Genomic DNA, 22,363 nt, shown 5'->3' with positions numbered 1-22,363 from the left:
CTCGGGAGGAGGAAAGACAGCCGCCGGACGGCGGCCGATCAGGCTTGCGGTGCGTGCGGCGCCTGCGCCGCGCGTCGCCGGAGCGTGTCGCGCGCGAGGTGCGCGGTGCGGTCGACCAGCGGTTCGAGCGCAGCCGTATCGCCGGCCTGCACGGCGTCCTGCATGTCGCGCACCGCGTCGGCCACCGCATGCTCGTGGATCGTCGCGAACGCGCCGCGCAGCGAATGCAGCTCCGCCCGCAGCGCGGGCACGTCGCCGCGCGCGAGCGCATCGCGGATCGCCGCGAGCGAACGCTCGAGCGTGTCGCCGAACAGTTCGTGCACGTCCGGCGGCAACGGGCCTTCGGCCAGATCGACCAGCGCGTTCCGCTCGGGCCGGCTTGCGGCCGCCCCCTTCGCATAGCGCCGCACGGTGCGGTCGATCATGTCGAGCAGCACCGGTTTCACGAGCACCGCGACGATCCCCGCTTCCGCGCAGCGCGCATGCTCGGTGGCGCTCGCATGCGCGGTGACCGCGACCACCGGCAGGCCCGGATACTGCGCGCGCAGCACGCGGGCCAGCGTATAGCCGTCCATGCCCGGCATGTTCAGGTCGGTCATCACGAGGTCGTAGCGCGTATCGGTGCAGCGCCGCAACGCGGCCGCGCCTTCCTCGGCGGCGTCCGCCGCATAGCCGAGCGTGACGAGCTGCCCCTGCAGCAGCTTGCGGTTCACCGGATGATCGTCGACCACCAGCACGCGCGCGGCGACGGCCGGCAACGCGGCATCGTCGGCGCGCGCCGCGTCCTGCGCGGCGATCTGCTCGCTCGTCGCCGCCCGCAGCGGCAGCGTGACGACGAACGTGCTGCCATGGCCGGCTTCGCTCTTCACGTCGATCGCGCCGTGCATCATCTGCGTGAGCTGCTTCGTCAGCGCGAGCCCGAGGCCCGTGCCGCCATAGCGCCGCGTGATCGACGTATCGGCCTGCGTGAACGGGCGGAACAGCGTCGCGCGCTGTTCGTCGGTCATCCCGATGCCCGTGTCGCTGACGCCGATCGCGATCGGCGACGCGGGATCGGCGTCGTCGCGCAGGTACACCTCGAGCGTGATCTCGCCGTGGTTCGTGAACTTGATCGCGTTGCCGACGAGGTTCGCGGCGATCTGCCGGATGCGCGTCGGATCGCCGAGATAGCGCGGCGCGAGCGCATCGTCGACGAACACGTCGAACTGCAGCCCCTTCGCGGCGGCCAGCGGCTCGAACATCGCGCCGGTCTGCCGGATGGTGTCGGCGAGATCGAACGGGATCGCCTCGATCGTCATCTGGCCGGCCTCGATCTTCGACAAGTCGAGGATGTCGTTGATCAGGTCGAGCAGCACCGACGACGCGCCCTCGACCGTATGCAGCCGCTCGCGCTGCGTATCGGCGAGCGGCTCGCGGCCGATCAGCTCGAGATTGCCGAGGATCGCGTTCAGCGGCGTCCGGATCTCGTGGCTCATCGTCGCGAGGAACGTGGATTTCGCGCTGTTCGCCGCGTCGGCGGCCTGCCGCGCGTGGTCGAGCGCGCGTTCGACGTTCTTCTGCGACGTGATGTCGGAGAAGTTGCACAGCACGACGTCCGCGTCGCGATAGCGCGTGCGCACGAGGTTGACGAGCAGATCGACCGCGTTGCCGTCGGCGGTGGGCAGCGACACATGCAGGCCCGACTGCCACGCGTCGGTATCGGCCGAGCGGTCGAAGCGCTCGAGCAGCCGCGCCGGCAGCGACGGACCGCCCGCGCGGCGCGCGTCGTAGTCGCGCATCGTGTCGTTCTGCAGCAGCACCGCGCCGTCCGCGAGCGACAGCAGCGCGATGCCGGACGGCGCGGCCTCGACGATCGTACGGTTCAGGTTCTCGCTGTCGATCACGCGGCGGCGGCGCGCTTCGTCCGGCTTCAGCACGCGGCGGTCGAACCGCACCAGCAGCCACCAGACGAGCGCGATCGCGGCGAGCATGATCGCCGCGTAGCCGCCCGCGCGCACGCCGATCGCCGCGAGCAGCGAGCGCAGCGAGAACGCCTGCACGAGCGTCCAGCCGGTGTCGGGGATCGGCTGGCTCAGCGCGAACAGGCCGTCGGCGTAAGCGGCGCGCGTGCCGTTGCCGGCCGCCGGGCGCGTGCGTGCCGCGAGACGCTGGAGTGCCGAGACCGTCGCCGCGTCGTGCTCGGCGGCGCCCACGCGCAGCAGCGTGTCGCCGTGCGCATTCGCGATGATGGCCGCGTTGGTGGGGACTTCAGTCGTGAGCCGCGTGCGCAGCACGTCGACGGGCAGCGTCGACACGAGCACTTCGAGCGGCACGCCGTTGTCGTACGCGGCGCCGACGATCCGGAACACGTCGCGGCGCTGCACGGGGTCGTAGGCCGGCGCATGCCACACGAACCGGCGCGGCGCGGGCGTATCGAGATCGGCGGCGACCTGGGCCAGCAGCGCCGACGCGGGAGCGGGCGCCGGTTCGGCCGGAGCCGTGCCCGGTTCCGGGCTCGGGATCACCATCGCGAAGCGGCGGTCGGGGCTGTACGCGTAGCCGGCCACGGGCCGGCCGGCGTCCTGCTTCGCGACGTACGCGCCGACCCGGTAGCTCATGTCGCTCGCCATCGCGAGATAGCGCGCATAGGACGCGGCCGGCCGCTCGGGCGACAGGTCGGCGAGCACGAGCATCGACGGGAATCGCGGGTTGTCGCGCAGTTCGAGCCGCCCGTTTCCGGCGGCCAGCGCGGCGACCGCGGCCGGATCGGCCGTGCGCGTGTGCCATACGCTTTCGTCGTGGGTGGTGAGCATGTCCATGCCCGTCGTGCGCAGCTTGAATTCGAACTGGACGAGAAAATGCCGCACGCCGAACCCCGTATAGCGCTCCTGGATCGCTTCCCTCGCCATCGTGTACAGCATCAGCCCGCTGGCGAGCAGGATCGCGACGGTCACGGCGGCGCCGCCGGCATACAGCAGCGCGCGCTGGCGGCGGCCGGCCGGCGTGGGATCGGCGGACGGGCCGGCGGCGAGGCGGGATCGATCGGGTGCGGCGCGGTGGTCCATCGGGGCGGGGGCGGTCGGCCAAGGTGCCCCCATGATAATGGAGTCCGATCGGTACGCAACGCTGCCCGTCAGGGTTGCGCGGCGCGCGTGCCGTCGGCCCGGCGCGGGTCCGGCCCGGGCGGCTCGTCCGGCTCGCACGTGACGAGCCGGTATCCGAAGCCGTACATCGTCATCATCCGCACGCCGTGCCGCCCGTCGAGTTCGAGCCGGTCGCGCAGATACGCGACGTGCGTGTCGAGCCGCCGGCTTTGCGACGCGACGAGCGAGCCCCACACGAGCTGGCTCACGTGCGCGCGATCGAGCGCGCGGCCCATGTTCAGGAAGAACGCGGTCGCGATCTGGAAGTGCTTCTCGGTCAGCACGTGCTCGCGGCCGGCGACGGTCACGCTGCGCGCGGCCGTATCGAACTCGAACTGTCCGATCCGCCAGTGGCGATGATGGATCGCACGGTGATGGGACCAGCGCAGCCACGTCGCGATGCTGCCGATCAGCGCATCGGGCGACGCGGCGTACGGCAGATGCTCGTTCGCGCCGGCCACGAAACACGCCGATTGCGCGAGATCCGCATCGCGCTGGCTGATCGACACGATCGCCACGGTGTCGGCGAAACGCGCGCGCAGCGCGCGGATCGCGTCCGTCGTGCGGCGGCAGGCCGTTTCGCATTGCACGATGAAGAGATCGAACGCGCGCGTGTCGCAGGCCGCGAGCAGATCGGTCAGATATTCGAAGCGCAACGGCCGGTAGCCGGCGCGGCGCAGGATGTCGTCGATGCGCAGCCGATCGTAGCCATGGCCCGCGCGGCGCAGCCGGTCGTCGAACATGCCGCGGCTCGGATGGTCGATCGTCAGGATCGCGATCGCGGTCGAAGGGGCGTCGGTCACGGTGCGGGCGGGCGAAGCCGGTGCGGCGCGGTGGTGGCGTGCGTTCGCGACCGGAGGGAAAGAAGCGGGATCATGGCCGGAAGGCTCCGGGCAGGGAGTGGTGTGATGCCGTCCAAAAAAAGTCCCGCCGGAGAAGGCGGGAAAAGTATCGACTATGGAGCCTGATCTCCTGGAGACGGAGAACAAGCAGGCCGATTGTGGTCGTTTCGGAGTCTGAAGAAAATCAGTCCAGTCCGAAACTGCAGGGCGCTGCCACGGAAAGCGCGTGTTTGGGACCGGTCTGACAGGAAACATAAGTCGAGACCGGCTTCAACACGTTCGCGAACCGCGTCAACGCGCGCGACGAACAACTGAAGTCGAAGCTGTCGTCGAACGAAGTGTTCATCGGCTTGCGCGGCCGGTTCTAAGTGCCGTCCGCCGGGCCGGTCGCGCATCGGTAGGACCAGGCCGACTACCGTCCGGATCGAAGGTAACGCAGTCCGATTTACCGAAACCGGCGCGACGGCGATACTCGGGGTCATTCGTTCAACTACGGGAGCACGGATTGCCGCGGCGGATGTCGCGCAATGCGTCGTCGACATCATGAGCATGCAGGACATCACCGGCCATTACGCGATTCCGCTCGCGCATCCGTTCTCGGATGTGCCGCCGCCGTACGGCCGGCGGCGCCGGCCGTTCGTGGCGAGCCGGCGGCCGAAACCGAACGTGTTCGACCTGAAGGGCACGCGCTGCGCGGCGATGCCCGCGGCCGGGCAAGCCGACATGGTTGTTCGCGCAACGAAGTCGCGCAAGACCGAGAAGGCGGTGCGTGCGGAGGATTTCGGTTCGGATAACCGGGCATGGGTCCGGCCGCACCCGCTGCGCCGCCACTGGCGGCTCACGCTGATGGCGTGCGCGCTGTTCGGCGCGACGTGCGTTTTCGCGACGCATTTCGTCGATGAACGTCAGCATGCGGCGGAGCATGGTGCCGTCTATTCGGCGGCAATCCTGGCGGCGCCGACGGCGGCCGTTGCCGCGACGCAGGTGGCGCAGGCGACCGGCAGGGCGGCGGAAGTGGCGATCGTGCCGGCCGATCGTGCGACGACCGCGGACGGCGAGGTTGCCCATCCAGCGGCTCTCGCGGTGGAGGCGGCGGAAGCGGCATCCGCGGCATCGCGTGCGCTGCATGCCGGCCGCGCGCCGTCGGGCGATGCGCCGGTGGCCGTGGCGATGGCGATCGCATCGGATGCCGTCGTGGCCCAAGCTGCGGCGCCGGCTGCCGAACCCGCATCGCCGGTCACCGCGAAGCCGGTTGCTGCCGCCGCACGTTCGGCGGCGAAGCCTGCCGCCATGTCGCGTGGCAAAAAGGCGCCGGACGCGGCGTCGAACGCGCCGGCGGCCCCGCCATCTCGTGGTGCGGCAACGCATGCGCAACGGGCCGCACACGCGGCAAGCGAGCCGGCGGGCACGCCCGCATCGAGTTCGGCCGAGGCCGTCGGCATGACCGCCGCCGAGTTCGCGCAATGGCTTGCCACGACGCGTGACGTGTCGCGGCCGGCAGCGGGCGACACCGATCTCACGGTCGCGTTGCCGAGTCACACGCGGTTGATCGGGCGCTGACGGCGCACGGCGCGCATTGTCTTGGGGGCAGACCATTCCGGCGACGCCGTGGTTCGGCGTCGCTTTCCTGGTTTCCATATTTCGATTATTATCGAACAATGGAAACGAACCAGACCATTGCCGCTCTTGCCGCGCTCGCGCATGAATCCCGGCTTGCCGTCTTTCGCGCGCTCGTGCAGGCGGGGCCGCAAGGCATGCCGGCCGGCCGGATCGCGACGCTGCTCGACGTGCCGCCATCGTCGCTGTCCTTTCACCTGAAGGAACTCGCGCATGCGCAGCTCGTCACCAGCCGCCAGGAAGGCCGCTTCGTCTTCTACTGTGCGAACTTCGACACGATGAACGGGCTGCTGGGCTATCTCACGGAGAACTGTTGCGGCGGGAATCCGTGTTCGCCGGTTTCCGTCTGTTCGCCGTCGGCAAAGAGCAACCGCAACCGGCAATCCTGACGCGCATTCGCGCGCATCGCCCATGACCGCCAACATCCTGATCCTCTGTACCCACAACTCGGCACGCAGCGTGCTGGCCGAGGGCATGCTCAATCACTGGGCCGCGAAGCTCGGCAAGGATGTGCGTGCCTACAGCGCCGGCAGCGCGCCGAGCGGTCGCCTCAATCCGTTCGCGCTGGAAGCGCTGACGAACGCCGGCGTCGACGTGGCCGGATACCGCAGCAAGAGCTGGGACGAGTTCGTTGGCGACGGCGTGCCGGAAATGTGTGTCGTCATCACCGTGTGCGACAGCGCGGCGGCGGAAACCTGTCCGTACTGGCCCGGCAGCCCGATCAAAGTCCATTGGGGCTACGCCGATCCGTCGAATGCGACGGGCGGTGACGAAGGCAAGCGCCGCGCGTTCGAACTCACGCGTCAGGCGATCGGCTATCGCATGCTGCAGTTGCTGGCGCTGCCGCTGGACCGCATGAGCCATGCCGAACTCCAGACGGCGTTGACCGCGATCTCGCAAACCTGATCATTTGCGCGGCGGTCTGCCGAAACGCGCGAGCGCCAACGACTTCAAGGCTGAACCTGTCCGATGAACACGTCCAACGTCGCCCCGCCGGGCAAGGCTGTCGCAAAGCCTTCCATCAACTTCTTCGAACGCTACCTGACGATCTGGGTCGCGCTGTGCATCGTCGCCGGCATCGCGCTCGGCCAGGTGCTGCCCGACCTGTTCCAGCGGATCGGCCGGATGGCGTACGCGCAGGTCAATCTCCCGGTCGGGCTGCTGATCTGGGTGATGATCGTCCCGATGCTGGTCAAGGTCGACTTCGGCGCGCTGCACGAGGTGCGTCGGCATGTGAAGGGCATCGGCGTCACGCTCGTCGTGAACTGGCTCGTCAAGCCGTTCTCGATGGCGTTTCTCGGCTGGCTGTTCATCCGCCATCTGTTCGCGCCGATGCTGCCGGCCGATCAGCTCGACAGCTACATCGCGGGCCTGATCCTGCTCGCCGCGGCGCCGTGCACGGCGATGGTATTCGTATGGAGCCGGCTGACGGGCGGCGATCCGCTGTTCACGCTGTCGCAAGTCGCGCTGAACGACAGCATCATGGTGATCGCGTTCGCGCCGCTGGTCGGCCTGCTGCTGGGGATGTCGGCCATCACGGTGCCGTGGGCGACGCTGCTCACGTCGGTCGTGCTCTACATCGTGATTCCGGTGATCTTCGCGCAGCTGTGGCGCAAGATGCTGCTCGCGAGGGGGCAGGCGGCGTTCGACGCCGCCATGGCGAAGGCCGGCCCGTGGTCGATCGCCGCGCTGCTGGCCACGCTCGTGCTGCTGTTCGCGTTTCAGGGCGAAGCGATCCTGCGGCAGCCGCTCGTGATCGCGCTGCTCGCGGTGCCGATCCTGATCCAGGTGTTCTTCAATTCCGCGCTCGCGTACTGGCTCAATCGCGCGGTGGGCGAGAAGCACAGCGTGGCCTGCCCGTCGGCGCTGATCGGCGCATCCAACTTTTTCGAGCTGGCGGTCGCGGCCGCGATCAGCCTGTTCGGTTTTCATTCCGGCGCGGCGCTGGCAACCGTCGTCGGCGTGCTGATCGAGGTGCCGACGATGCTGCTGGTCGTGCGTATCGTCAACCGGTCGAAGGGCTGGTACGAGTGCCGGGCCCGAGATCACGAGAGAACCGCCCCATGACCGACTCCCTCAAAGACCTGCCGCAACTCGACGCCACGCTGTTTCACGTGCCGGACGTCGCGCACCTGCGGCCCGCGGCGCCGTCGACCCATTCGCCGAGGTTCCTGCTTCTGTACGGCTCGCTGCGTGAGCGTTCGTTCAGCCGTCTGCTGACCGAGGAAGCCGCGCGGTTGCTCACGGCGATGGGCGCCGAGGTGCGCATGTTCAATCCGAGCGGATTGCCGCTGCCGGACGATGCACCGGAGAGTCACCCGAAAGTGGTCGAGCTGCGCGAGCACGTGATGTGGTCCGAAGGCATGGTGTGGTGCTCGCCGGAACGGCACGGCGCGATGACCGGCATCATGAAAGCGCAGATCGACTGGATTCCGCTGTCGACGGGCGCCGTGCGGCCGACGCAGGGCAAGACGCTCGCGGTGATGCAGGTGAGCGGCGGCTCGCAGTCGTTCAACGCGGTGAACCAGATGCGCGTGCTCGGGCGCTGGATGCGCATGCTGACCATCCCGAACCAGTCGTCGGTGGCCAAGGCGTTCATGGAGTTCGACGAAGCGGGGCGGATGAAGCCGTCCGCGTATTTCGATCGCGTGGTGGACGTGATGGAGGAACTGGTGAAGTTCACGCTGCTCACGCGCGACGTCGGCCCCTATCTGGTCGACCGGTACAGCGAGCGCAAGGAAAGCGCGGAGGAACTGTCGAAGCGCGTCAATCAGCGCGGCATCTGAAGCCGCGGACGCGGCAAATCGCGGCGGCACCCTTCGGTGCATGAACACGTACGTGTGCGCGACTCGCATTGTCGCGGCTGCAGAATCAGACTCGACTGATTTCCTTCCCGGTTGATATTTCCGACAATTCAGGTTCTGCGGCCCGGCACACCCCCGTGTGCCGGATCATGGAGATATCTCCTCTTCGCGGCTGGTCTTCCCGACTGGCCGCTTTTTTATTCCTGTTCGTTACCGGAGAGTACGATCGATGCAGCTCGACCGTCTGATCCCTGAAATCCTGTTCGGCTTCACCGGCCTGATCGGCATCATCAATCCGGTCGGTATGGCATTCGTGTTTCTCGAGCGCACGCAATCGCTGACCGAAGCCGAGCGCGCGATTCTGTCGAAGCGGCTCGCGACGAACGTCTTCGTCACGCTGCTCGTGATTTTCTTCGCCGGCGCGCCGGTGCTGAATTTCTTCGGAATATCGATGGAGGCGCTGCGTATCGGTGGCGGCTTCGCGGTGGCCGTGGCCGGCTGGTCGATGCTGAACGCGCCAGACGTACCGGCCGGCGGCGACGCCGCCGCGCACGGCGACGACCTGCACAAGCTGATGTCGCGCGCGTTCTTTCCGCTGACCGTGCCGCTGACGATCGGCCCGGGCTCGATCGCGGCCGGCATCGCACTGCATGCGAACCGCGCGCATACGGCGAGCGACTATCTGTTGTCGGGGGTCGTATCGGCGGCGGTCGCGGCGCTCGTCGCGTTCGCGATCTGGCAGATCTACAGCCGCGCGACGACGCTCGCGCGCTATCTCGGCAGCGAAGGGACGAAGGTCGCGATGCGCGTCTCCGCATTCCTGCTGCTGTGCGTGGGCGTGCAGATCATGCTGACGGGAGTGGCCGCGTTCGTGCAGACGCTGGGCGGGTAGGCGCGATGAAGGGGCGTCGTCGTGGGTTTGCGTCGCCGCGATCCGAACCGCGACATTCCAGCAGTGTCGACTGAACGCGGGTAACCGCCTGCCGTGCACACGCTTCATCGAGATGCCCGCCGGGCGCGCCGCCGCCCACGGCGCCGATCGCTTCAATGCCGGCCTCGACCGGCACGCCGCCGCCCGGCACGAGAAGGCTGGCTTTCGAGGCCGGCGGCAATGTCGGCTACGTGTCGTTTCGATGCACATCCGCGCGCCCGCGCGGTGCCGCATCGGTTTCCTCATGCGACGGGAGCGTGGCGCCGCAATGCGGGCAACAGGATATGTCGCCCTTGCCGGCCCGCTTGTGCTCCAGCGCCGACGCGACCAGCTCCGCGCCCATGATCCCGGTCGGGAACGCGATGATCCCGTAGCCCAGCAGGATCGCGCACGACGTGATCAACCGGCCGAGCGGCGTGACGGGCGTCAGGTCGCCGTATCCGGTCGTGCTCATCGTCACGGCCGCCCAGTAGACGCCCACCGGAATGCTCGTGATTCCGTGCTCCGGCCCTTCCACGAGAAAGATCACGGTGCCGAGAATCACGACGAGCACGAACATCCCGCCGATGAACACGAAGATCTTGCGCCGCGCACGCGTGAGCGCGCGGATCAACATCTGCCCTTCCTCGAGATAGATCGACAGCCCGAGGATGCGGAACACGCGCAGCAGCCGCAGCAGCCGCACGTCGATCAGCGCGTGCAGGCCCGGGAAGAAGAACGCGAGATAGGTCGGCAGCACCGACACGAGATCGACGATGCCGAAGAAGCTGCGCGCATACGCGGCCGGCTTCTTCGCGGTGCAGAGGCGCAGCAGGTACTCGGCGGAAAACAGCAGCGTGAACGCCCATTCGGCCGCGTAGAGCGCGTGGCCGTATTGCTGGTGCAACTCCTGCACGCTGTCGGCCATCACGACGAGCACGCTCGCGACGATCAGCGCGAGCACGGCGATGTCGAGCTTGCGCAGGAACGAAGGGCGGCGCGCGACGTGCGCGACCGCATCGCGCGCCGTATCGAAGGTGGACTGGATCAGCGAAATCATGGGCCCGAGTGTACGGGCCGTGTATCGCCCGGCCTATCGGACAGGTCTGATTCCTGCGTTGCGGGCTACTGCTCGAAGCGCTGCGTAACGGTGTCCTTCAACCGCGCGGCGGTCAGCTCGCCCATGTGCGATTCCACGAGTTGGCCTTTCGCGTCGAAGAACAACGTGGTCGGCAGCCCCCGCGAGCCATACGCATGCATTGCGTGCAGCGAAGGGTCGAGCAGCACGTGATCGAAGCGCAGGTGCTGCTGTTCGAGGAACGCGCGCACCGCTTGCGCGCTTTCTCCCTCGTTGAGCATCAGCACCGTGATGCCCGGATGGTCGCGCTGCGCCTGTTCGAGGATCGGCATCTCGCGGCGGCACGGCGCGCACCACGTCGCCCACAGGTTCACGACGACCGGCTTGCCGACGAAGCCTGCCGGCAACACGGGCGTCGAATCGAGCGCCTGGAGCGGCATCGCGGCAAGCGGCGGCGCGCCGCGCTGCAACGTCGCGAGCGTGCCTTGCGCGATACCCCACGCACCGAGGCCCGCGACGATGCCCGCGAGCACCGGCCGACGCAGCGCGGGCAGGCGGCGCAGGCGCCAGCCGGCGAACACCAGCGCGGCCGCGATACCGATGCGCGCGTCGAAGCCGCCGTCGCCGAGCGCGACGATCGCGCGAGGCGTCGCCGCATAGTCCGGCCACCATTGCGCGACGTAACCGACCCGTGCGGCGATCAGCCCGAGCAGCAGCACGTCGAGGATCAGGCTCGACGCGCTCTTGTGATGCCCGTCCGGCGGACGGCGCTGGATGAAGCGCGCGACGAGCCACGCCAACAGCGCGGCGACGGCTACCGCGACGACGCGGATCGAGAAGGGACCGATGCTCAGCATGAGGCAGGAAGAATGATGGACGTGATCGAGCGGGGCTGAAAGGCGGATGGCCGCCGCGGCGATCGAGCCGTCGGCGGTCATGCGGCGTTTCGACCGGTTGCCGCGTATGGGGTTCCTTTCCGGAACGTAACGGCGTGTTGCGGATCGCGACAGGCGCCGGGCGCGGTAGCCCGGGATTGCCCGCCGTTCACGCCAGCGTGCAGCGAATCAGACGGGTCCGATGGTCATCGGCATGCCGTTCATCAACAATATGCAGGCCGGTCTGGTGTGGTGTCCGCCGGTATCCCGCACAGGGATCTCTCCTTGACGGCCGCTCCGCTCGCGAGCGGCCGCTTTTTTTAGCGTCGTGCGTGCACGCGTGAATGCCTTGTGGCGGTCGGTGGGCGCGGCCGCACTCCGGTGTATATCGGCTGGTTTAACGGAATAGGAACGCTGCCAGATGCGAGCATAGGGCATTCACGCGTTCGCGACATGACGCCCGTCTCGGCTGCCCGGTCGCATCCGCAGGTAGCGGTCGATCGCTTGCTCACTGGCCGTCGCCGCCGGCATGCGTGCCGTAAAGCGCGGCGACGAAGTCGACAAACGCACGCACCTTCGGCGGCACGTGCCGGGATTTCGGATACAGCGCGTAGTAGCGGCGCTTCGCCAGCGTATGGCCGGGCAGGATCGGGACGAGCCGCCCGTGCGCGATGTCGTTGCTTACCGTGTGGTGCGTGAAGGCGCCGATGCCGAGGCCGCCGAGCGCGGCCGCATGCAACGCGGTGATCGCGTCGATGCGCAGCGGGCCGTCGAGCCGCACCGTGACGGGTGCGCCGTTCGGCGGTGCGACGCGCCAACTGATCCGGTCGTCGCCGCCGCTGTAGGCGAGCAGATCGTGTTTTGCCAGTTCAGCGGGTGTGCGCGGCAGGCCGCGGCGCGCGACATAGTCCGGCGCCGCGACGAGAATTTCGTCGGAGATCGCCAGGGTTTTCGCGACGAGATCGGAGTCCGGCAGTTCGCTGCTGATGCGCAGCGCGACGTCGAACCCTTCGCCGATCAGATTGACGAAGCGGTCGCTGCACGACACGTCGAGGCGAATGTCGGGGTAGGCAGTGCGGAACGCGGGCAGCCATGCCGGCATTTCCAGCGTGCCGACCGACAGCGGCATGCTGACGCGCAACACACCCGACGGCTGGCCGGGCGTATCGGTCACGTCCTCCGCCGCCGCCGCGACGCGCTCGAGAATCTCGACGCACGCGTCGTAATAGCGCTCGCCGGCGGGTGTCAGCGAGAAATGGCGCGTGTTGCGGTTGACGAGCTGCACGCCCAGGCTGGCTTCGAGCAGCTTCAACTGGCGCGATACGGTCGAATGGGTCGTGTCGAGGCGATCGGCCGCGGCCGAGAATCCTTTTGCTTCGACGAGGCTCCGATAGACGCGCATCGCGAGCAGTTGATCCATGTCGGGCTCCAGTTCGCGGAAGAAACGATGATCGGGCCGCCGCACCCGCTTCGGCGGGTGCGGTGCGGCGAACGATCAGCGCAGCGGCAGGGCGAGGATGTCGGCCGTCGTCTTCACGTCGCCGAACGTATCCTCGATCTCGGCGAGCGCGGCGCGGTGCAGCGTGTCCTTGTCGATCGACTGGCCGTTCGCGCGTGCGATGGCGCGCGTCGCAGAGGCGTCCGATGCTACCACGACGCCGTAGCCGAGCGGCGCGGCATCCCGGGCGGCGCCGGCGACGCATGCGTGCGTCATCAGGCCCGCGATCACCAGCGTCTTGATACCGTCCGCTTTCAGGCGCTTGTCGATATCGGTGCTCGCGAACACGCTGACCGTTTCCTTCCGCACGACGGTGTCCTGCGCGCGCGGCTTCATTTCCGGAATGAACTCGACGGTCTTGCCGCCGAGCGCGAACAACGCCGAGCCTGCCGGCGCGACGTGCTGGACCTGGTAGACGCGCATGCCGTTGCGGTCCGCGAAGTCGATCAGGCGCTTCGCGTTGGCCATCGCCTGTTGGACGTCGGCGATCGGCATCCTGCCGTTCAGGTATTCGTTCTGGAAGTCGATGACGACGAGCGCGGTCGTCTTCGGGTCGAGATGGTCGATCGGTTGCGCGCCGGCCATCGCGCGAATCGTCGGCGTGGCGGGCAGGCTGGATGCGGCCTCGGCGGTCGGCAGCATGGTGGCGGCGGACGCGAGGACGGCGTAGCGGGCGAGGTTGCGGATCGAGAATGCAAACATGACGGGGCTCCTGTGGAAATGTCGAGTGCCTCGAACTATAGGGACGTCGCCGCGAATACGCGCCACCGCCGGGAAAACATCACCTGTGCGGACGGCGAACGAATCGCGCGGGACCGCGGCCTGGCGATGCGTTGTGCGAATGACAGGCCCTTGGTCTGTCCGTCGGTGCGTCATGCAAGGATAAAAAACGGGCGCGCATCGATCACTCGGTCCCGGCTGATTCAGGCGGGAATTCCCGTGAGGCGGGTCTTATCGAACGCAGGAGACACGCGCAAGCGAAAGGCGGCGTAAGCGCCGGACGTCGTTGCGGCCGCAAGCAGCGGCGGCTTTTTTATAGACAGGCAGGCTTGCGGGAAGCGGGAAGTGCGAAGCGTGATGCCGTCAGCGTCGGGAGCCGTTGCCCGATTCCGCCTCACCGAGCCGATACGCGGTAAAGAACGCGTACCACGGCGACCCTTGCGCGACCGGTATGCCGAGCGCCGCCGTCCGCTGTTTCAGCGCACCGAACACATCGTTGACGAGCGCATTCAGCGCTTTGTCGCCGAATGGAACCGGTTGCGTTCGTCCTGCGGCGAACGCGCCGTACGCGATCGCCAGCAGGCGCGCGCCGTCGTCGGTTCCCGCGATCGTCGCGTTGATCGTGTCGACGAAGCGCGGCCGGTCTTCATCGCGCGCGGCGGACAGGCACAGGAACACGATCGCCGATAGTTCACGCCGGTCTTCGACCCTCAGCAGCGCAGGCAGCCGGGCAACGATCCGCTCCGCGGGTTCCTCGCGCAGCGCATCGCCGAAGTCGAGCACGGCGGTCATCGGATTCGTGTCCGCTTTCAGGCGCTCGAGCGCCGGTTGCGACGCCGACGACACACCGTCTTGCGTCGCGGCCGGTGCGGACCGCAACGCGTCGGCCACCTGCCGCGCCCACTCCGGAAAGATCATCCGCACGTTGCCGAACTGCTCGCCGCCTTCCGCGGCCGGATTCCACTGATAGACGATCGTGCCGCCACGAATGAACGGCGAATACAGGTGCTCGGGCGTTTGCGGCAGCGGCCGCCGGTTGATCGGCAGCCACGCGAGCGTGAGCCAGTCGTAGCGGCCCGTCGCGGGCACGACGGGGCCCGCGCTCGCGACGACCTGCCACGTGCCGCGATTCGCATAGCGGCGGCGCGCGTCGGGTACCGGGACGGTGCGTCCTTTCGCGGTGTCGAAATACGTGTTGCCCGTGACGTTCGCGCCGCTGTCAGCGGCCGGCGTGATGGTCGAGATGACCCACGCCGCGCCGTCCGCCGAGCGGTAGTCGGACGGCTTCAGCGTCGCCACGTCGTGCACCATGCGCGTTTCCGCCGCGACGGGGCCTGGCGGGGCATTGGCGGGTGCGGCGAAGAGACTCGGCATGGGCAGTCCTCGGATTCGGGTGCGCATCGTCGAGCGGGGGATGCGGTGCGGTTGTTTCTCGTAACTGTAGGACGTTGCTACAGATATCGCGAGGAATCCCGGCGCACAGGGCGAGGAGTGACACGGATTCACATTTTGTAGCAACATACCTACATATATGGCTTCCAGGAGTCCATCGTGACCATCACCACCCTCTCGAGTCGTGAGCTCAACCAGGACGTGACCAAGGCAAAGAAGGCGACGAAGGATGGCCCCGTGTTCATCACCGACCGCGGCAGGCCGGCCCATGTGCTGCTGAGTTTCGAGGAATACCAGCGTCTCACCCGGCAGCGGCGCAACATTGCCGACTCGCTCGCTATGCCGGGTGTCGAGGACATTGAGTTCGACCCGCCGCGCGCAAACGTCAAAATCAAGGAGGTCGGCTTCTGATGATGTTCGTTCTTGATACCAATGTGGTTTCGGAACTCCGGAAAGTGCGGGCGGGCAAGGCGGACAGGAACGTGGCGGCCTGGTGTTCGACCGTCGATGCGTCGGTGCTGTTTGTCTCGGCCATCACGATCATGGAGCTGGAGACGGGTGTCTTGCAGGCCGAGCGCAGAGACACGGAACAGGGGGCGCTTCTCAGGGCATGGCTTGACGGGCACGTGCTGCCCGAGTTCGCTGGGCGCGTGTTACCGGTCGATACCGCCGTCGCCCAACGATACGCACGGCTCCATGTGCCGGACCGGCGATCCGAGCGGGACGCGCTCATTGCTGCGACGGCGATCGTGCATGGCATGACGGTCGTGACGCGCAACGTTGCCGATTTTGTTGAAACCGGTGTCGCGATTCTGAATCCGTGGGATTGAGCGAATAGATCAACTTGCTCCCGAGGCGAAATCGGATTCTGCCGCTGGTCGCAGTCGTCTTCGCGGGCATCGAACATCGGCGCGACCGACGAGCCGCGCCGCCGCGTCAGCGTTGCCCTTTACCCGCGCATCGGCGGATCGAGCCGCGCGAACGCCGCCTGCCGGCGATACGGGAAATGCGGATACGGCGCTTCCACCGCGCTCGCCGCATCGAGCGTCGCCATCTGCGCATCGGTCAGCGCCCAGCCGACCGCGCCGAGGTTCTGCCGCAACTGTTCCTCGTCGCGCGCGCCGACGATCACCGACGACACGGTCGGCCGCTGCAGCAGCCAGTTCAGCGCGATCTGCGGCACCGTCTTGCCGGTTTCCTCCGCGATCGCATCGAGCGCGTCGACCACGTCGTACAGGCGTGCGTCGTCGACCGGCGGCCCGTAGCTGGCCGTTTCATGCAGGCGGCTGCGTTCGGGCAGCGGCGCGTTGCGCCGGATCTTGCCGGTGAGCCGGCCCCAGCCCAGCGGGCTCCACACCAGCGCGCCGAGGCCCTGATCGGCGCCGAGCGGCATCAGGTCCCACTCGTAGTCGCGGCCGACGAGCGAGTAGTACACCTGGTTCGCCACGTAGCGCGACCAGCCGTGCCGGTCGGCCGCCGCGAGCGACTTCATGATCTGCCAGCCGGCGAAGTTCGACACGCCGATATAACGGAGCTTGCCTGCGCGCACGAGATCGTCGAGCGTCGACATCACTTCCTCGACCGGCGTGCTCGCATCGAACGCGTGCAGTTGCAGCAGGTCGATGTAGTCGGTGTCGAGGCGGCGCAGCGCGTCGTCGACGGCGCGCACCAGCCGTGCGCGCGACGTGCCTGCGTCGTTCGGGCCGTCGCCGGTCGGCAGGCCCGTCTTGGTCGAGATCAGCGCCTGGTCGCGGCGCCCCTTGAGCGCGGCGCCGAGCACGCGTTCGGACGCGCCGTCGGAATACACGTCGGCCGTGTCGAACAGGTTGACGCCGGCTTCGAGGCAGATGTCGATCAGGCGGCGCGCTTCGTCGACGCCGGTATTGCCCCATGCGCTGAACAGCGGGCCGGTGCCGCCGAAGGTGCCGGCGCCGAAGCTCAGGGCGGGGACCTTGAGGCCGGAGCGGCCGAGCGTACGGTATTCCATGTGCGTTTCCTTTCGTCGTGGGAGCGCGGCGCGGCCGCGCGTCGATCGTCACGCGACCACTGTACCGTTTGCGGCTTTTCCAGATAATCCGGAAGATGGCGAAAATATCCTTCGGATGGAGCGAACAATGCTGCTCGACAACCTCGCGCTGTTCCTGCGCATCGTGGAGAAGGGCGGGCTGGCCGCGGCCGGCCGCGAGGTCGGCCTGTCGCCGGCCACGGTGTCCGAACGGCTGACGGCGCTCGAGCGCCACTACGGCGCGGCGCTGCTCACGCGCACGACACGCGCGATCAGCCTGACCGACGAGGGGCGCACGCTGGTGGACGGCGCGCGACGCCTGCTGGCCGAGGCCGACGAACTGGAAAGCCGTGTGCGGCTGGGCATGCAGACGCTGTCGGGGCCCGTGCGGCTCAGCGCGCCGGCCGATCTCGGGCGCGAGCGGGTCGTGCCGGTCGTCGACGCGTTCCTGGCCGAGTATCCGGGCGTGACGGTCGACCTGCATCTCGGCGACGGATATGTCGATCTCGTCGGGTTGGGGCTCGATTTCGCGATCCGCCGCGGCACGCTGGCCGACAGCTCGTTGCGCAGCCGCTCGCTCGGCCGGGCGCGGCGCGTGGTGTGCGCGTCGCCCGCGTATCTCGCCGCACATGGCACGCCACGGCATCCGGACGAACTCGCCGAACACGACTGCATCGTGATGCGCTTCGGCCAGGATCTGTATGCCGAATGGCCGTTCAGCATCGATGGCACATTGAAGCGCGTGGTGGTGCGCGGCCGGCGCGTCGCCAACGACGGCGCGCTCGTACGCGCGTGGTGCATCGCGGGGCACGGTATCGCGCTGAAGTCGCTGGTCGATATCGAGCGGGATCTGGCGTCGGGCGCGCTCGTCGAGGTGCTGGGCGCGTTCTCGCCGGGCGACGTGGATCTGCAGATCGTCTATCCGGGCGGCGTCGCGCAGCCGCGGCGCGTGCGGGCGTTGATCGACAGGCTCGCGCAGGCGCTGGCGTAGCGGCACGTTGCTTGCGCCGCGGACGAGCGGCGAGCGGTTGTGGCGACGATATCGCTGCGATTGCATCGGCGCCGGCGCCCGATGTCGGCGCGTGGCGAGCCACACCACGTGCCAAAAGCGCGCCCCGGATTCATTGCCCACATTTCGTCATTTAGCTAATATACAAAACGTCAAACGAAGCCGAACCCCATGGACGACGTCACCCGCCTCAGCGCCCTGGCCAACGAAAGCCGTCTGGCCGTGATGCGCTGGCTCAAGCAGCCGCGCCAGCATTTCCCGCCGCAGCCGCACGGCGACGTCGACGCGCTCGGCGTGTGCTGCACGTACATCACCGAGAAACTGGGCATCGCGCCGGCCACGACCACGCGCCACATGCGCATCCTCGCGGATGCCGGGCTCGTGCAGGCGACCCGCGTCGGCAAGTTCACGTACTACAAGCGGATCGACGGCGCGCTGCGGCAGCTCGGCCGCGATCTCTCGCAACTCTGACTCCGACCGAGGCAACCGACATGGACGAACTTGCACTGCTGGCCGATGCCGACCGGCGCGCGCACGCGTATCTGGCCACGACGAACGAACGGCGCGCGTTTCCCGATGCGGCCGCACTCGCCGGCCTTGCGGCGTTCGACGAGCCGCTGCCCGATACGGGCCGCCCGGCCGACGACGTGATGCGCCTGCTCGACGAGCGCGGCACGCCCGCGACGGTCGCATCGAACGGCCCGAACTACTTCGGCTTCGTGATCGGCGCGACGCTGCCGGCCGCGGCGGCGGCCGAGCGGCTGATGCTCGCGTGGGACCAGTGCGCGTCGTCGTATGCGAATTCGCCGGTGGCCGCGACGCTCGAGCGCCAGGCCGCGCGCTGGGTCGTCGAGGCGCTCGGGTTGCCCGAAGGCAGCGCGGTCGGTTTCGGCACGAGCGCGACGGCCTGCACGCTCGTCGCGCTGGTGGCCGCGCGGCGCGCGCTGCTCGCGCGCAAGGGCTGGGATATCGACGAAGACGGCCTGATCGGCGCACCCGAGGTGAAAGTCGTGATCTCCGCGCTCGCGCACATCACGGTGAGGAAGGCGCTGCGCGTGCTCGGCTTCGGGATGAAGCGCATCGTCGTCGCGCCGGTCGATACGCACGGCCGGATCGACCCCGCGCAGTTGCCGCCGCTCGACGACATGACGATCTTCTGCGTGCAGGCCGGCGAAGTGAACACCGGCGAATTCGATCCGTTCGCGGCGCTGATTCCGCCCGCGAAGGCGGCCGGCGCGTGGGTCCACGTGGACGGCGCGTTCGGCCTGTGGGCGCGGGCCTCGTCGAAGCGAGCATTGACGGACGGCGTCGACGGCGCGGACAGCTGGACGACCGATGGTCACAAGTGGCTCAACACGCCGTACGACGGCGCGATGGTGATCTGCCGCGACGCGGCCGCGCTCGCCACCGCGATGAACAGCGACGCCGTGTACCTGAGCGGCGCGCAGGATGCGCAGAAGAACCTGAACCTCGAATTCTCGCGGCGTGCGCGCGGCATTCCCGTGTGGGCCGCGCTGCGCTCGCTCGGCCGCGCCGGCGTGGCGACGATGGTCGAGCGGCATTGCGCGCAGGCGGCGCGCGTCGCGGACGGCTTGCGTGCGGCCGGCTACGACGTGATCAACCGCGTCGTGCTGAACCAGGTGCTCGTGCGCGCCGGCACCGACGAGGAAACGGCGGCGATTCTCGAAGCCGCGCAGGCGTCGGGCGACGTGTGGTTCGGCGCGACCGTATGGCAGGGGCGGCCGGCGTTCCGGATCAGCGTGTCGTCGTGGCGCACGGAGGATGCGCACATCGATCGGCTCGTCGCATTGCTGACGAGGCTGCGCGGCGTGCACGCGGGCTGAGCGTCACGCGTCGTCCGGTGTCGTCATGGTTGCGTACGCAACTTTCTGGCGTTCGATGAAGTGCCGCGCGGCATGCGGGGCGCGCGACACATCCGCAAGCGTGAAAATGTCGGACAATAGTCATCGCGCGGGCCGCTCCGGCACCGCGCGTTCAACCGAAGCATTCACGCTTGCGAGATCCCCATGTCGATTTCCTTTCCCCGGGAACTGCTGAAGGCCGCCGATATCGCGAAGATGGAACCGACGCGCGAGGTGCATTCGCTCAATCCCAATGCCGTTCGTCTGAAGCGGCAACTCGGCGACCTGACCGGGCTGACGCAATTCGGCGTTCATCTGCTCACGCTGATGCCCGGTCACGAATCGGCCGAATATCACCGCCATCTGTACGAAGAGGAATTCGTGTACGTATTGTCCGGCACCGGCACGGTGACGATCGGCGGGCACGCCAGCGAAATCGGGCCCGGCGATTTTCTGGGTTTTCCGCGCGGCGGCGACGCGCATACGGTGCAGAACACCGGCGAGGCGCCGCTGCAGCTGCTTGTCGGCGGGCAGCGGCTCGAACACGACGTGTGCGAATACCCGCGTATCGGCAAGCGGCTGTATATCGCCGGCCAGCTCGAGGAGTATGTCGAGCTGCCGAAGGCGCCGTGACGGCGGATCGAACGTCATCGACGGAGCGGGCCGTTCGGTCAATCACGATGAATTCGCTTCTCGCGACCGTGTCGCGCTTATGATGCGGGAACGCCACTGAAAGGTTCCACGCCATGGACGCGCCGCTCCCGCCGATGTCTGCCCCGATTTCCGAAACGGCTCCTGAAACCGAAGCCGAAGCCGCCGGCGAGCCGCGCGCGTCGCGCGTGCATCGGCCGGTCGCGCTCGTGACCGGCTCGACGTCGGGAATCGGGGCGGCCGTCGCGCGGCGCCTCGCGGCCGACGGCTACGCGGTGATCCTGCATTCGCGCACCTCGGCCGACGCCGGGCGTGCGATGGCGCGCGAACTCGGCGGCGCCTATGTGCAGGCCGATCTCGCCGACGACGCCGAGCGCGTGAGATTGATCCGCGACGCACTCGCCGTACACGGGCGGCTCGACGTGCTCGTCAACAACGCGGGCGTCAGCCGCGTGATTGCGCACGACGACCTCGCGGCGGCTACGCCCGACGTGTGGCGTGAACTGCACGAGATCAACGTGATCGCGCCGTTCCGGCTCGTCGCCGAAGCGCAGGCCGCGCTGCGCGAGGCGGCGTCGCACGGGCGTGCCGGGTGCGTCGTGAACGTCAGTTCGCATGCGGGCGTGCGGCCGAAGGGCGCGTCGATTCCGTATGCGGCCGCGAAGGCCGCGCTCAATCACACGACGCGGCTGCTCGCGCGCACGCTTGCGCCGGCGATTCGCGTCAATGCGGTCGCGCCGGGGCTCGTCGATACGCCGTTGACCGCCGACTGGACGCAAGCGCAGCAGCTGTGGCGCGAGCATACGCCGATGCGTCGCGCGGCCACGCCGGACGACATCGCGCAGACGGTCGCGATGCTCGTCGCGTCCGATTACGTGACGGGCGAGATCGTGATGCTCGATGGCGGGTTGAACCTGACGTGATGCGGCGGGGCGGCGGCGCGCCGGCATCGCGTGCGGCGCCGCCGGCGCTTGCGATCAGCCGAGGTTCGACCGCAGCCGCGCGAGCGCCTGATCGTGCGTGCGTTCGAACTTCAGCGGCGTGACCGCGATATACCCTTCGCCGAGCGCGACCGTTTCCGAATCCGCATCGTCATCGCGCGGCGCACGCGCGAGCTTCAGCCAGTGATAGTCGATCTCGCGCGGATCGCGTCCCGACACGATCTCGACGCCCTGCAGCGTGCCGGCGCCCTGGTTCGTCACTTTCAGGCCGCGCACGTCGTCGGCCGGCCGCGGCGGGAAATTCACGTTGAGGCACGCATCGCTGTCCCAGCCGGCGGCGGCGAGCCGGCGAATGACGTCCGGCGCGTGCGCGAGCGCGGTGCCCCACGGCACCGCGTTGCGATCGGTGAACGCCTGGCTCAGCGCGATGGCCGGCACGCCGACCAGCATGCTCGTCATCGCGGCGCCGACCGTACCGGAAAACACCGTTTCGGTGCCGAGGTTCGCGCCGCGATTCACGCCCGACAGCACGACGTCCGGCCGCGCGCCCTTCATCAGGTGGCTGACCGCGATCGCGACGCAGTCGCCGGGGGTGCCGCGCACCGCGAAGCGGCGTTCGCCCTTGCGATGCACGCGCAGCGGTTCGTGCAGGCTCAGCGAATGCGACGTGCCGCTCTGGTCTTCGGCGGGCGCGACGATCCACACTTCGCGGGCGAGTTGCGTGGCGACCTGTTCGAGTATTTCAAGGCCGGGAGCGTCGAATCCGTCGTCGTTGGTGAGCAGGACGCGATCGAACAGCGGGCGGGTTTCTTGCATCGGGACGATCCTCGCGGAAGGGCAATGAGAGGGGAAGGGCGGCGTGGCGCAAGCCACGAGGCTGATATGACTCCCGGTGTCGACCGGGATCGGTTTCTCGAGTCATGTTGCCAGAATTTCCCGAGGGGCGACGTCGCGGTACATCTCGACGGTGGATCAAGCCGATACCGGCGGGTTGGGTATCGCATGACAGGTCTGCTCAACGAGACTGCCGCTATCCT

Annotated in this window: 22 protein-coding genes; 13 read left to right on the top strand and 9 right to left on the bottom strand. The window is 68.2% G+C overall.

Features of this window, described 5'->3' with window-relative positions:
* Positions 1-38: 38 nt before the first annotated feature.
* On the bottom strand, positions 39-3,077 hold the full coding sequence (locus WS64_RS25115; protein WP_244166649.1) for an ATP-binding protein: 3,039 nt from the start codon (positions 3,075-3,077) through the stop codon (positions 39-41).
* 35 nt (positions 3,078-3,112) lie between these two features.
* A complete protein-coding gene (locus tag WS64_RS25110; RefSeq protein ID WP_059638842.1) occupies positions 3,113-3,925 on the bottom strand; it encodes a winged helix-turn-helix transcriptional regulator in 813 nt (270 codons plus the stop codon).
* A gap of 588 nt (positions 3,926-4,513) precedes the next feature.
* Between WS64_RS25110 and WS64_RS25105 the strand changes: the two genes are divergently transcribed.
* The 6 genes from WS64_RS25105 to WS64_RS25080 all read left to right on the top strand — a co-directional run bounded on the left by WS64_RS25105 (position 4,514) and on the right by WS64_RS25080 (position 9,277).
* A complete protein-coding gene (locus tag WS64_RS25105; RefSeq protein WP_244166648.1) occupies positions 4,514-5,524 on the top strand; it encodes a serine protease in 1,011 nt (336 codons plus the stop codon).
* 98 nt (positions 5,525-5,622) lie between these two features.
* A complete protein-coding gene (locus tag WS64_RS25100; protein ID WP_059576298.1) occupies positions 5,623-5,970 on the top strand; it encodes an ArsR/SmtB family transcription factor in 348 nt (115 codons plus the stop codon).
* A gap of 22 nt (positions 5,971-5,992) precedes the next feature.
* Entirely contained in the window at positions 5,993-6,487 is a 495-nt protein-coding gene (locus tag WS64_RS25095; RefSeq protein ID WP_060968040.1) for an arsenate reductase ArsC, read from the top strand.
* A gap of 63 nt (positions 6,488-6,550) precedes the next feature.
* Positions 6,551-7,648: an ACR3 family arsenite efflux transporter gene (arsB, locus tag WS64_RS25090; RefSeq protein ID WP_060968039.1), complete on the top strand. Its 1,098-nt coding sequence runs from the start codon at positions 6,551-6,553 to the stop codon at positions 7,646-7,648.
* Positions 7,645-8,367 (top strand): arsenical resistance protein ArsH, encoded by a 723-nt coding sequence (gene arsH, locus WS64_RS25085; protein ID WP_060968038.1) that lies wholly within the window; start codon positions 7,645-7,647, stop codon positions 8,365-8,367. The genes arsB and arsH overlap by 4 nt, the downstream gene beginning before the upstream one ends.
* A 247-nt stretch (positions 8,368-8,614) precedes the next feature.
* Positions 8,615-9,277, top strand: coding sequence for a MarC family protein (locus WS64_RS25080; protein WP_059638847.1), 663 nt, complete (start codon positions 8,615-8,617; stop codon positions 9,275-9,277).
* Positions 9,278-9,503: 226 nt separating this feature from the next.
* Here WS64_RS25080 and WS64_RS25075 read toward each other — a convergent pair whose 3' ends face one another.
* The 5 genes from WS64_RS25075 to WS64_RS25055 all read right to left on the bottom strand — a co-directional run bounded on the left by WS64_RS25075 (position 9,504) and on the right by WS64_RS25055 (position 14,840).
* Positions 9,504-10,355 (bottom strand): ion transporter, encoded by an 852-nt coding sequence (locus tag WS64_RS25075; protein WP_060968037.1) that lies wholly within the window; start codon positions 10,353-10,355, stop codon positions 9,504-9,506.
* A 65-nt stretch (positions 10,356-10,420) separates the two neighbouring features.
* The gene (locus tag WS64_RS25070) at positions 10,421-11,230 is read right to left on the bottom strand and encodes a TlpA family protein disulfide reductase (RefSeq protein ID WP_060968036.1); all 810 of its coding nucleotides are present in this window, start codon (positions 11,228-11,230) and stop codon (positions 10,421-10,423) included.
* 526 nt (positions 11,231-11,756) lie between these two features.
* Complete coding sequence (locus WS64_RS25065; RefSeq protein ID WP_060968035.1) at positions 11,757-12,668, bottom strand: LysR family transcriptional regulator; 912 nt, start codon at positions 12,666-12,668, stop codon at positions 11,757-11,759.
* Between the two features lie 75 nt (positions 12,669-12,743).
* Entirely contained in the window at positions 12,744-13,448 is a 705-nt protein-coding gene (locus WS64_RS25060; RefSeq protein WP_081059096.1) for a cysteine hydrolase family protein, read from the bottom strand.
* A 381-nt stretch (positions 13,449-13,829) separates the two neighbouring features.
* Positions 13,830-14,840, bottom strand: coding sequence for a hypothetical protein (locus tag WS64_RS25055; RefSeq protein ID WP_060968034.1), 1,011 nt, complete (start codon positions 14,838-14,840; stop codon positions 13,830-13,832).
* 177 nt (positions 14,841-15,017) lie between these two features.
* Here WS64_RS25055 and WS64_RS25050 point away from each other — a divergent pair, with 177 nt between their 5' ends.
* Positions 15,018-15,269 (top strand): type II toxin-antitoxin system Phd/YefM family antitoxin, encoded by a 252-nt coding sequence (locus WS64_RS25050; RefSeq protein ID WP_059638851.1) that lies wholly within the window; start codon positions 15,018-15,020, stop codon positions 15,267-15,269.
* Positions 15,269-15,688 (top strand): type II toxin-antitoxin system VapC family toxin, encoded by a 420-nt coding sequence (locus tag WS64_RS25045; protein ID WP_208606868.1) that lies wholly within the window; start codon positions 15,269-15,271, stop codon positions 15,686-15,688. The genes WS64_RS25050 and WS64_RS25045 overlap by 1 nt, the downstream gene beginning before the upstream one ends.
* 119 nt (positions 15,689-15,807) lie before the next feature.
* Here the strand turns inward: WS64_RS25045 and WS64_RS25040 are convergent, their stop codons facing one another.
* On the bottom strand, positions 15,808-16,845 hold the full coding sequence (locus WS64_RS25040; protein ID WP_060968033.1) for an aldo/keto reductase: 1,038 nt from the start codon (positions 16,843-16,845) through the stop codon (positions 15,808-15,810).
* Between the two features lie 127 nt (positions 16,846-16,972).
* Here WS64_RS25040 and WS64_RS25035 point away from each other — a divergent pair, with 127 nt between their 5' ends.
* The 5 genes from WS64_RS25035 (at position 16,973) to WS64_RS25015 (ending at position 21,308) form a co-directional block, all read left to right on the top strand.
* The gene (locus tag WS64_RS25035) at positions 16,973-17,854 is read left to right on the top strand and encodes a LysR family transcriptional regulator (protein ID WP_060968032.1); all 882 of its coding nucleotides are present in this window, start codon (positions 16,973-16,975) and stop codon (positions 17,852-17,854) included.
* Positions 17,855-18,043: 189 nt separating this feature from the next.
* Positions 18,044-18,343 carry an ArsR/SmtB family transcription factor gene (locus tag WS64_RS25030; RefSeq protein WP_060968031.1) on the top strand — a complete coding sequence of 100 codons (300 nt, stop codon included), beginning with the start codon at positions 18,044-18,046 and terminating at the stop codon, positions 18,341-18,343.
* A gap of 20 nt (positions 18,344-18,363) precedes the next feature.
* A complete protein-coding gene (locus WS64_RS25025; RefSeq protein WP_060968030.1) occupies positions 18,364-19,716 on the top strand; it encodes a pyridoxal phosphate-dependent decarboxylase family protein in 1,353 nt (450 codons plus the stop codon).
* A 183-nt stretch (positions 19,717-19,899) separates the two neighbouring features.
* Positions 19,900-20,367 (top strand): cupin domain-containing protein, encoded by a 468-nt coding sequence (locus WS64_RS25020; RefSeq protein ID WP_060968029.1) that lies wholly within the window; start codon positions 19,900-19,902, stop codon positions 20,365-20,367.
* A gap of 113 nt (positions 20,368-20,480) precedes the next feature.
* Positions 20,481-21,308 (top strand): SDR family NAD(P)-dependent oxidoreductase, encoded by an 828-nt coding sequence (locus WS64_RS25015; protein ID WP_060968028.1) that lies wholly within the window; start codon positions 20,481-20,483, stop codon positions 21,306-21,308.
* 54 nt (positions 21,309-21,362) lie between these two features.
* Here WS64_RS25015 and surE read toward each other — a convergent pair whose 3' ends face one another.
* Entirely contained in the window at positions 21,363-22,142 is a 780-nt protein-coding gene (gene surE, locus WS64_RS25010) for a 5'/3'-nucleotidase SurE (RefSeq protein ID WP_059576257.1), read from the bottom strand.
* Positions 22,143-22,363 lie beyond the last annotated feature (221 nt).

This window comes from Burkholderia anthina (assembly GCF_001547525.1).
GTDB lineage: Bacteria > Pseudomonadota > Gammaproteobacteria > Burkholderiales > Burkholderiaceae > Burkholderia > Burkholderia semiarida.
The sequence above is the reverse complement of the archived record's forward strand: the minus strand, read 5'-3'. Positions and strand labels throughout refer to the sequence as shown.

Bases quoted from the DNA above. Each gene is read 5' to 3' on its own strand.
- WS64_RS25025 (WP_060968030.1), top strand. From the start codon at position 18,364: ATGGACGAACTTGCACTGCTGGCCGATGCCGACCGGCGCGCGCACGCG.
- surE (WP_059576257.1), bottom strand. From the start codon at position 22,142: ATGCAAGAAACCCGCCCGCTGTTCGATCGCGTCCTGCTCACCAACGAC.
- WS64_RS25040 (WP_060968033.1), bottom strand. From the start codon at position 16,845: ATGGAATACCGTACGCTCGGCCGCTCCGGCCTCAAGGTCCCCGCCCTG.
- WS64_RS25015 (WP_060968028.1), top strand. From the start codon at position 20,481: ATGGACGCGCCGCTCCCGCCGATGTCTGCCCCGATTTCCGAAACGGCT.
- arsH (WP_060968038.1), top strand. From the start codon at position 7,645: ATGACCGACTCCCTCAAAGACCTGCCGCAACTCGACGCCACGCTGTTT.
- WS64_RS25105 (WP_244166648.1), top strand. From the start codon at position 4,514: ATGCAGGACATCACCGGCCATTACGCGATTCCGCTCGCGCATCCGTTC.
- WS64_RS25045 (WP_208606868.1), top strand. From the start codon at position 15,269: ATGATGTTCGTTCTTGATACCAATGTGGTTTCGGAACTCCGGAAAGTG.
- WS64_RS25080 (WP_059638847.1), top strand. From the start codon at position 8,615: ATGCAGCTCGACCGTCTGATCCCTGAAATCCTGTTCGGCTTCACCGGC.
- WS64_RS25035 (WP_060968032.1), top strand. From the start codon at position 16,973: ATGCTGCTCGACAACCTCGCGCTGTTCCTGCGCATCGTGGAGAAGGGC.
- WS64_RS25020 (WP_060968029.1), top strand. From the start codon at position 19,900: ATGTCGATTTCCTTTCCCCGGGAACTGCTGAAGGCCGCCGATATCGCG.
- WS64_RS25095 (WP_060968040.1), top strand. From the start codon at position 5,993: ATGACCGCCAACATCCTGATCCTCTGTACCCACAACTCGGCACGCAGC.
- WS64_RS25115 (WP_244166649.1), bottom strand. From the start codon at position 3,077: ATGGGGGCACCTTGGCCGACCGCCCCCGCCCCGATGGACCACCGCGCC.
- WS64_RS25075 (WP_060968037.1), bottom strand. From the start codon at position 10,355: ATGATTTCGCTGATCCAGTCCACCTTCGATACGGCGCGCGATGCGGTC.
- WS64_RS25100 (WP_059576298.1), top strand. From the start codon at position 5,623: ATGGAAACGAACCAGACCATTGCCGCTCTTGCCGCGCTCGCGCATGAA.
- WS64_RS25065 (WP_060968035.1), bottom strand. From the start codon at position 12,668: ATGGATCAACTGCTCGCGATGCGCGTCTATCGGAGCCTCGTCGAAGCA.
- WS64_RS25060 (WP_081059096.1), bottom strand. From the start codon at position 13,448: ATGTTTGCATTCTCGATCCGCAACCTCGCCCGCTACGCCGTCCTCGCG.
- WS64_RS25055 (WP_060968034.1), bottom strand. From the start codon at position 14,840: ATGCCGAGTCTCTTCGCCGCACCCGCCAATGCCCCGCCAGGCCCCGTC.
- WS64_RS25070 (WP_060968036.1), bottom strand. From the start codon at position 11,230: ATGCTGAGCATCGGTCCCTTCTCGATCCGCGTCGTCGCGGTAGCCGTC.
- WS64_RS25030 (WP_060968031.1), top strand. From the start codon at position 18,044: ATGGACGACGTCACCCGCCTCAGCGCCCTGGCCAACGAAAGCCGTCTG.
- arsB (WP_060968039.1), top strand. From the start codon at position 6,551: ATGAACACGTCCAACGTCGCCCCGCCGGGCAAGGCTGTCGCAAAGCCT.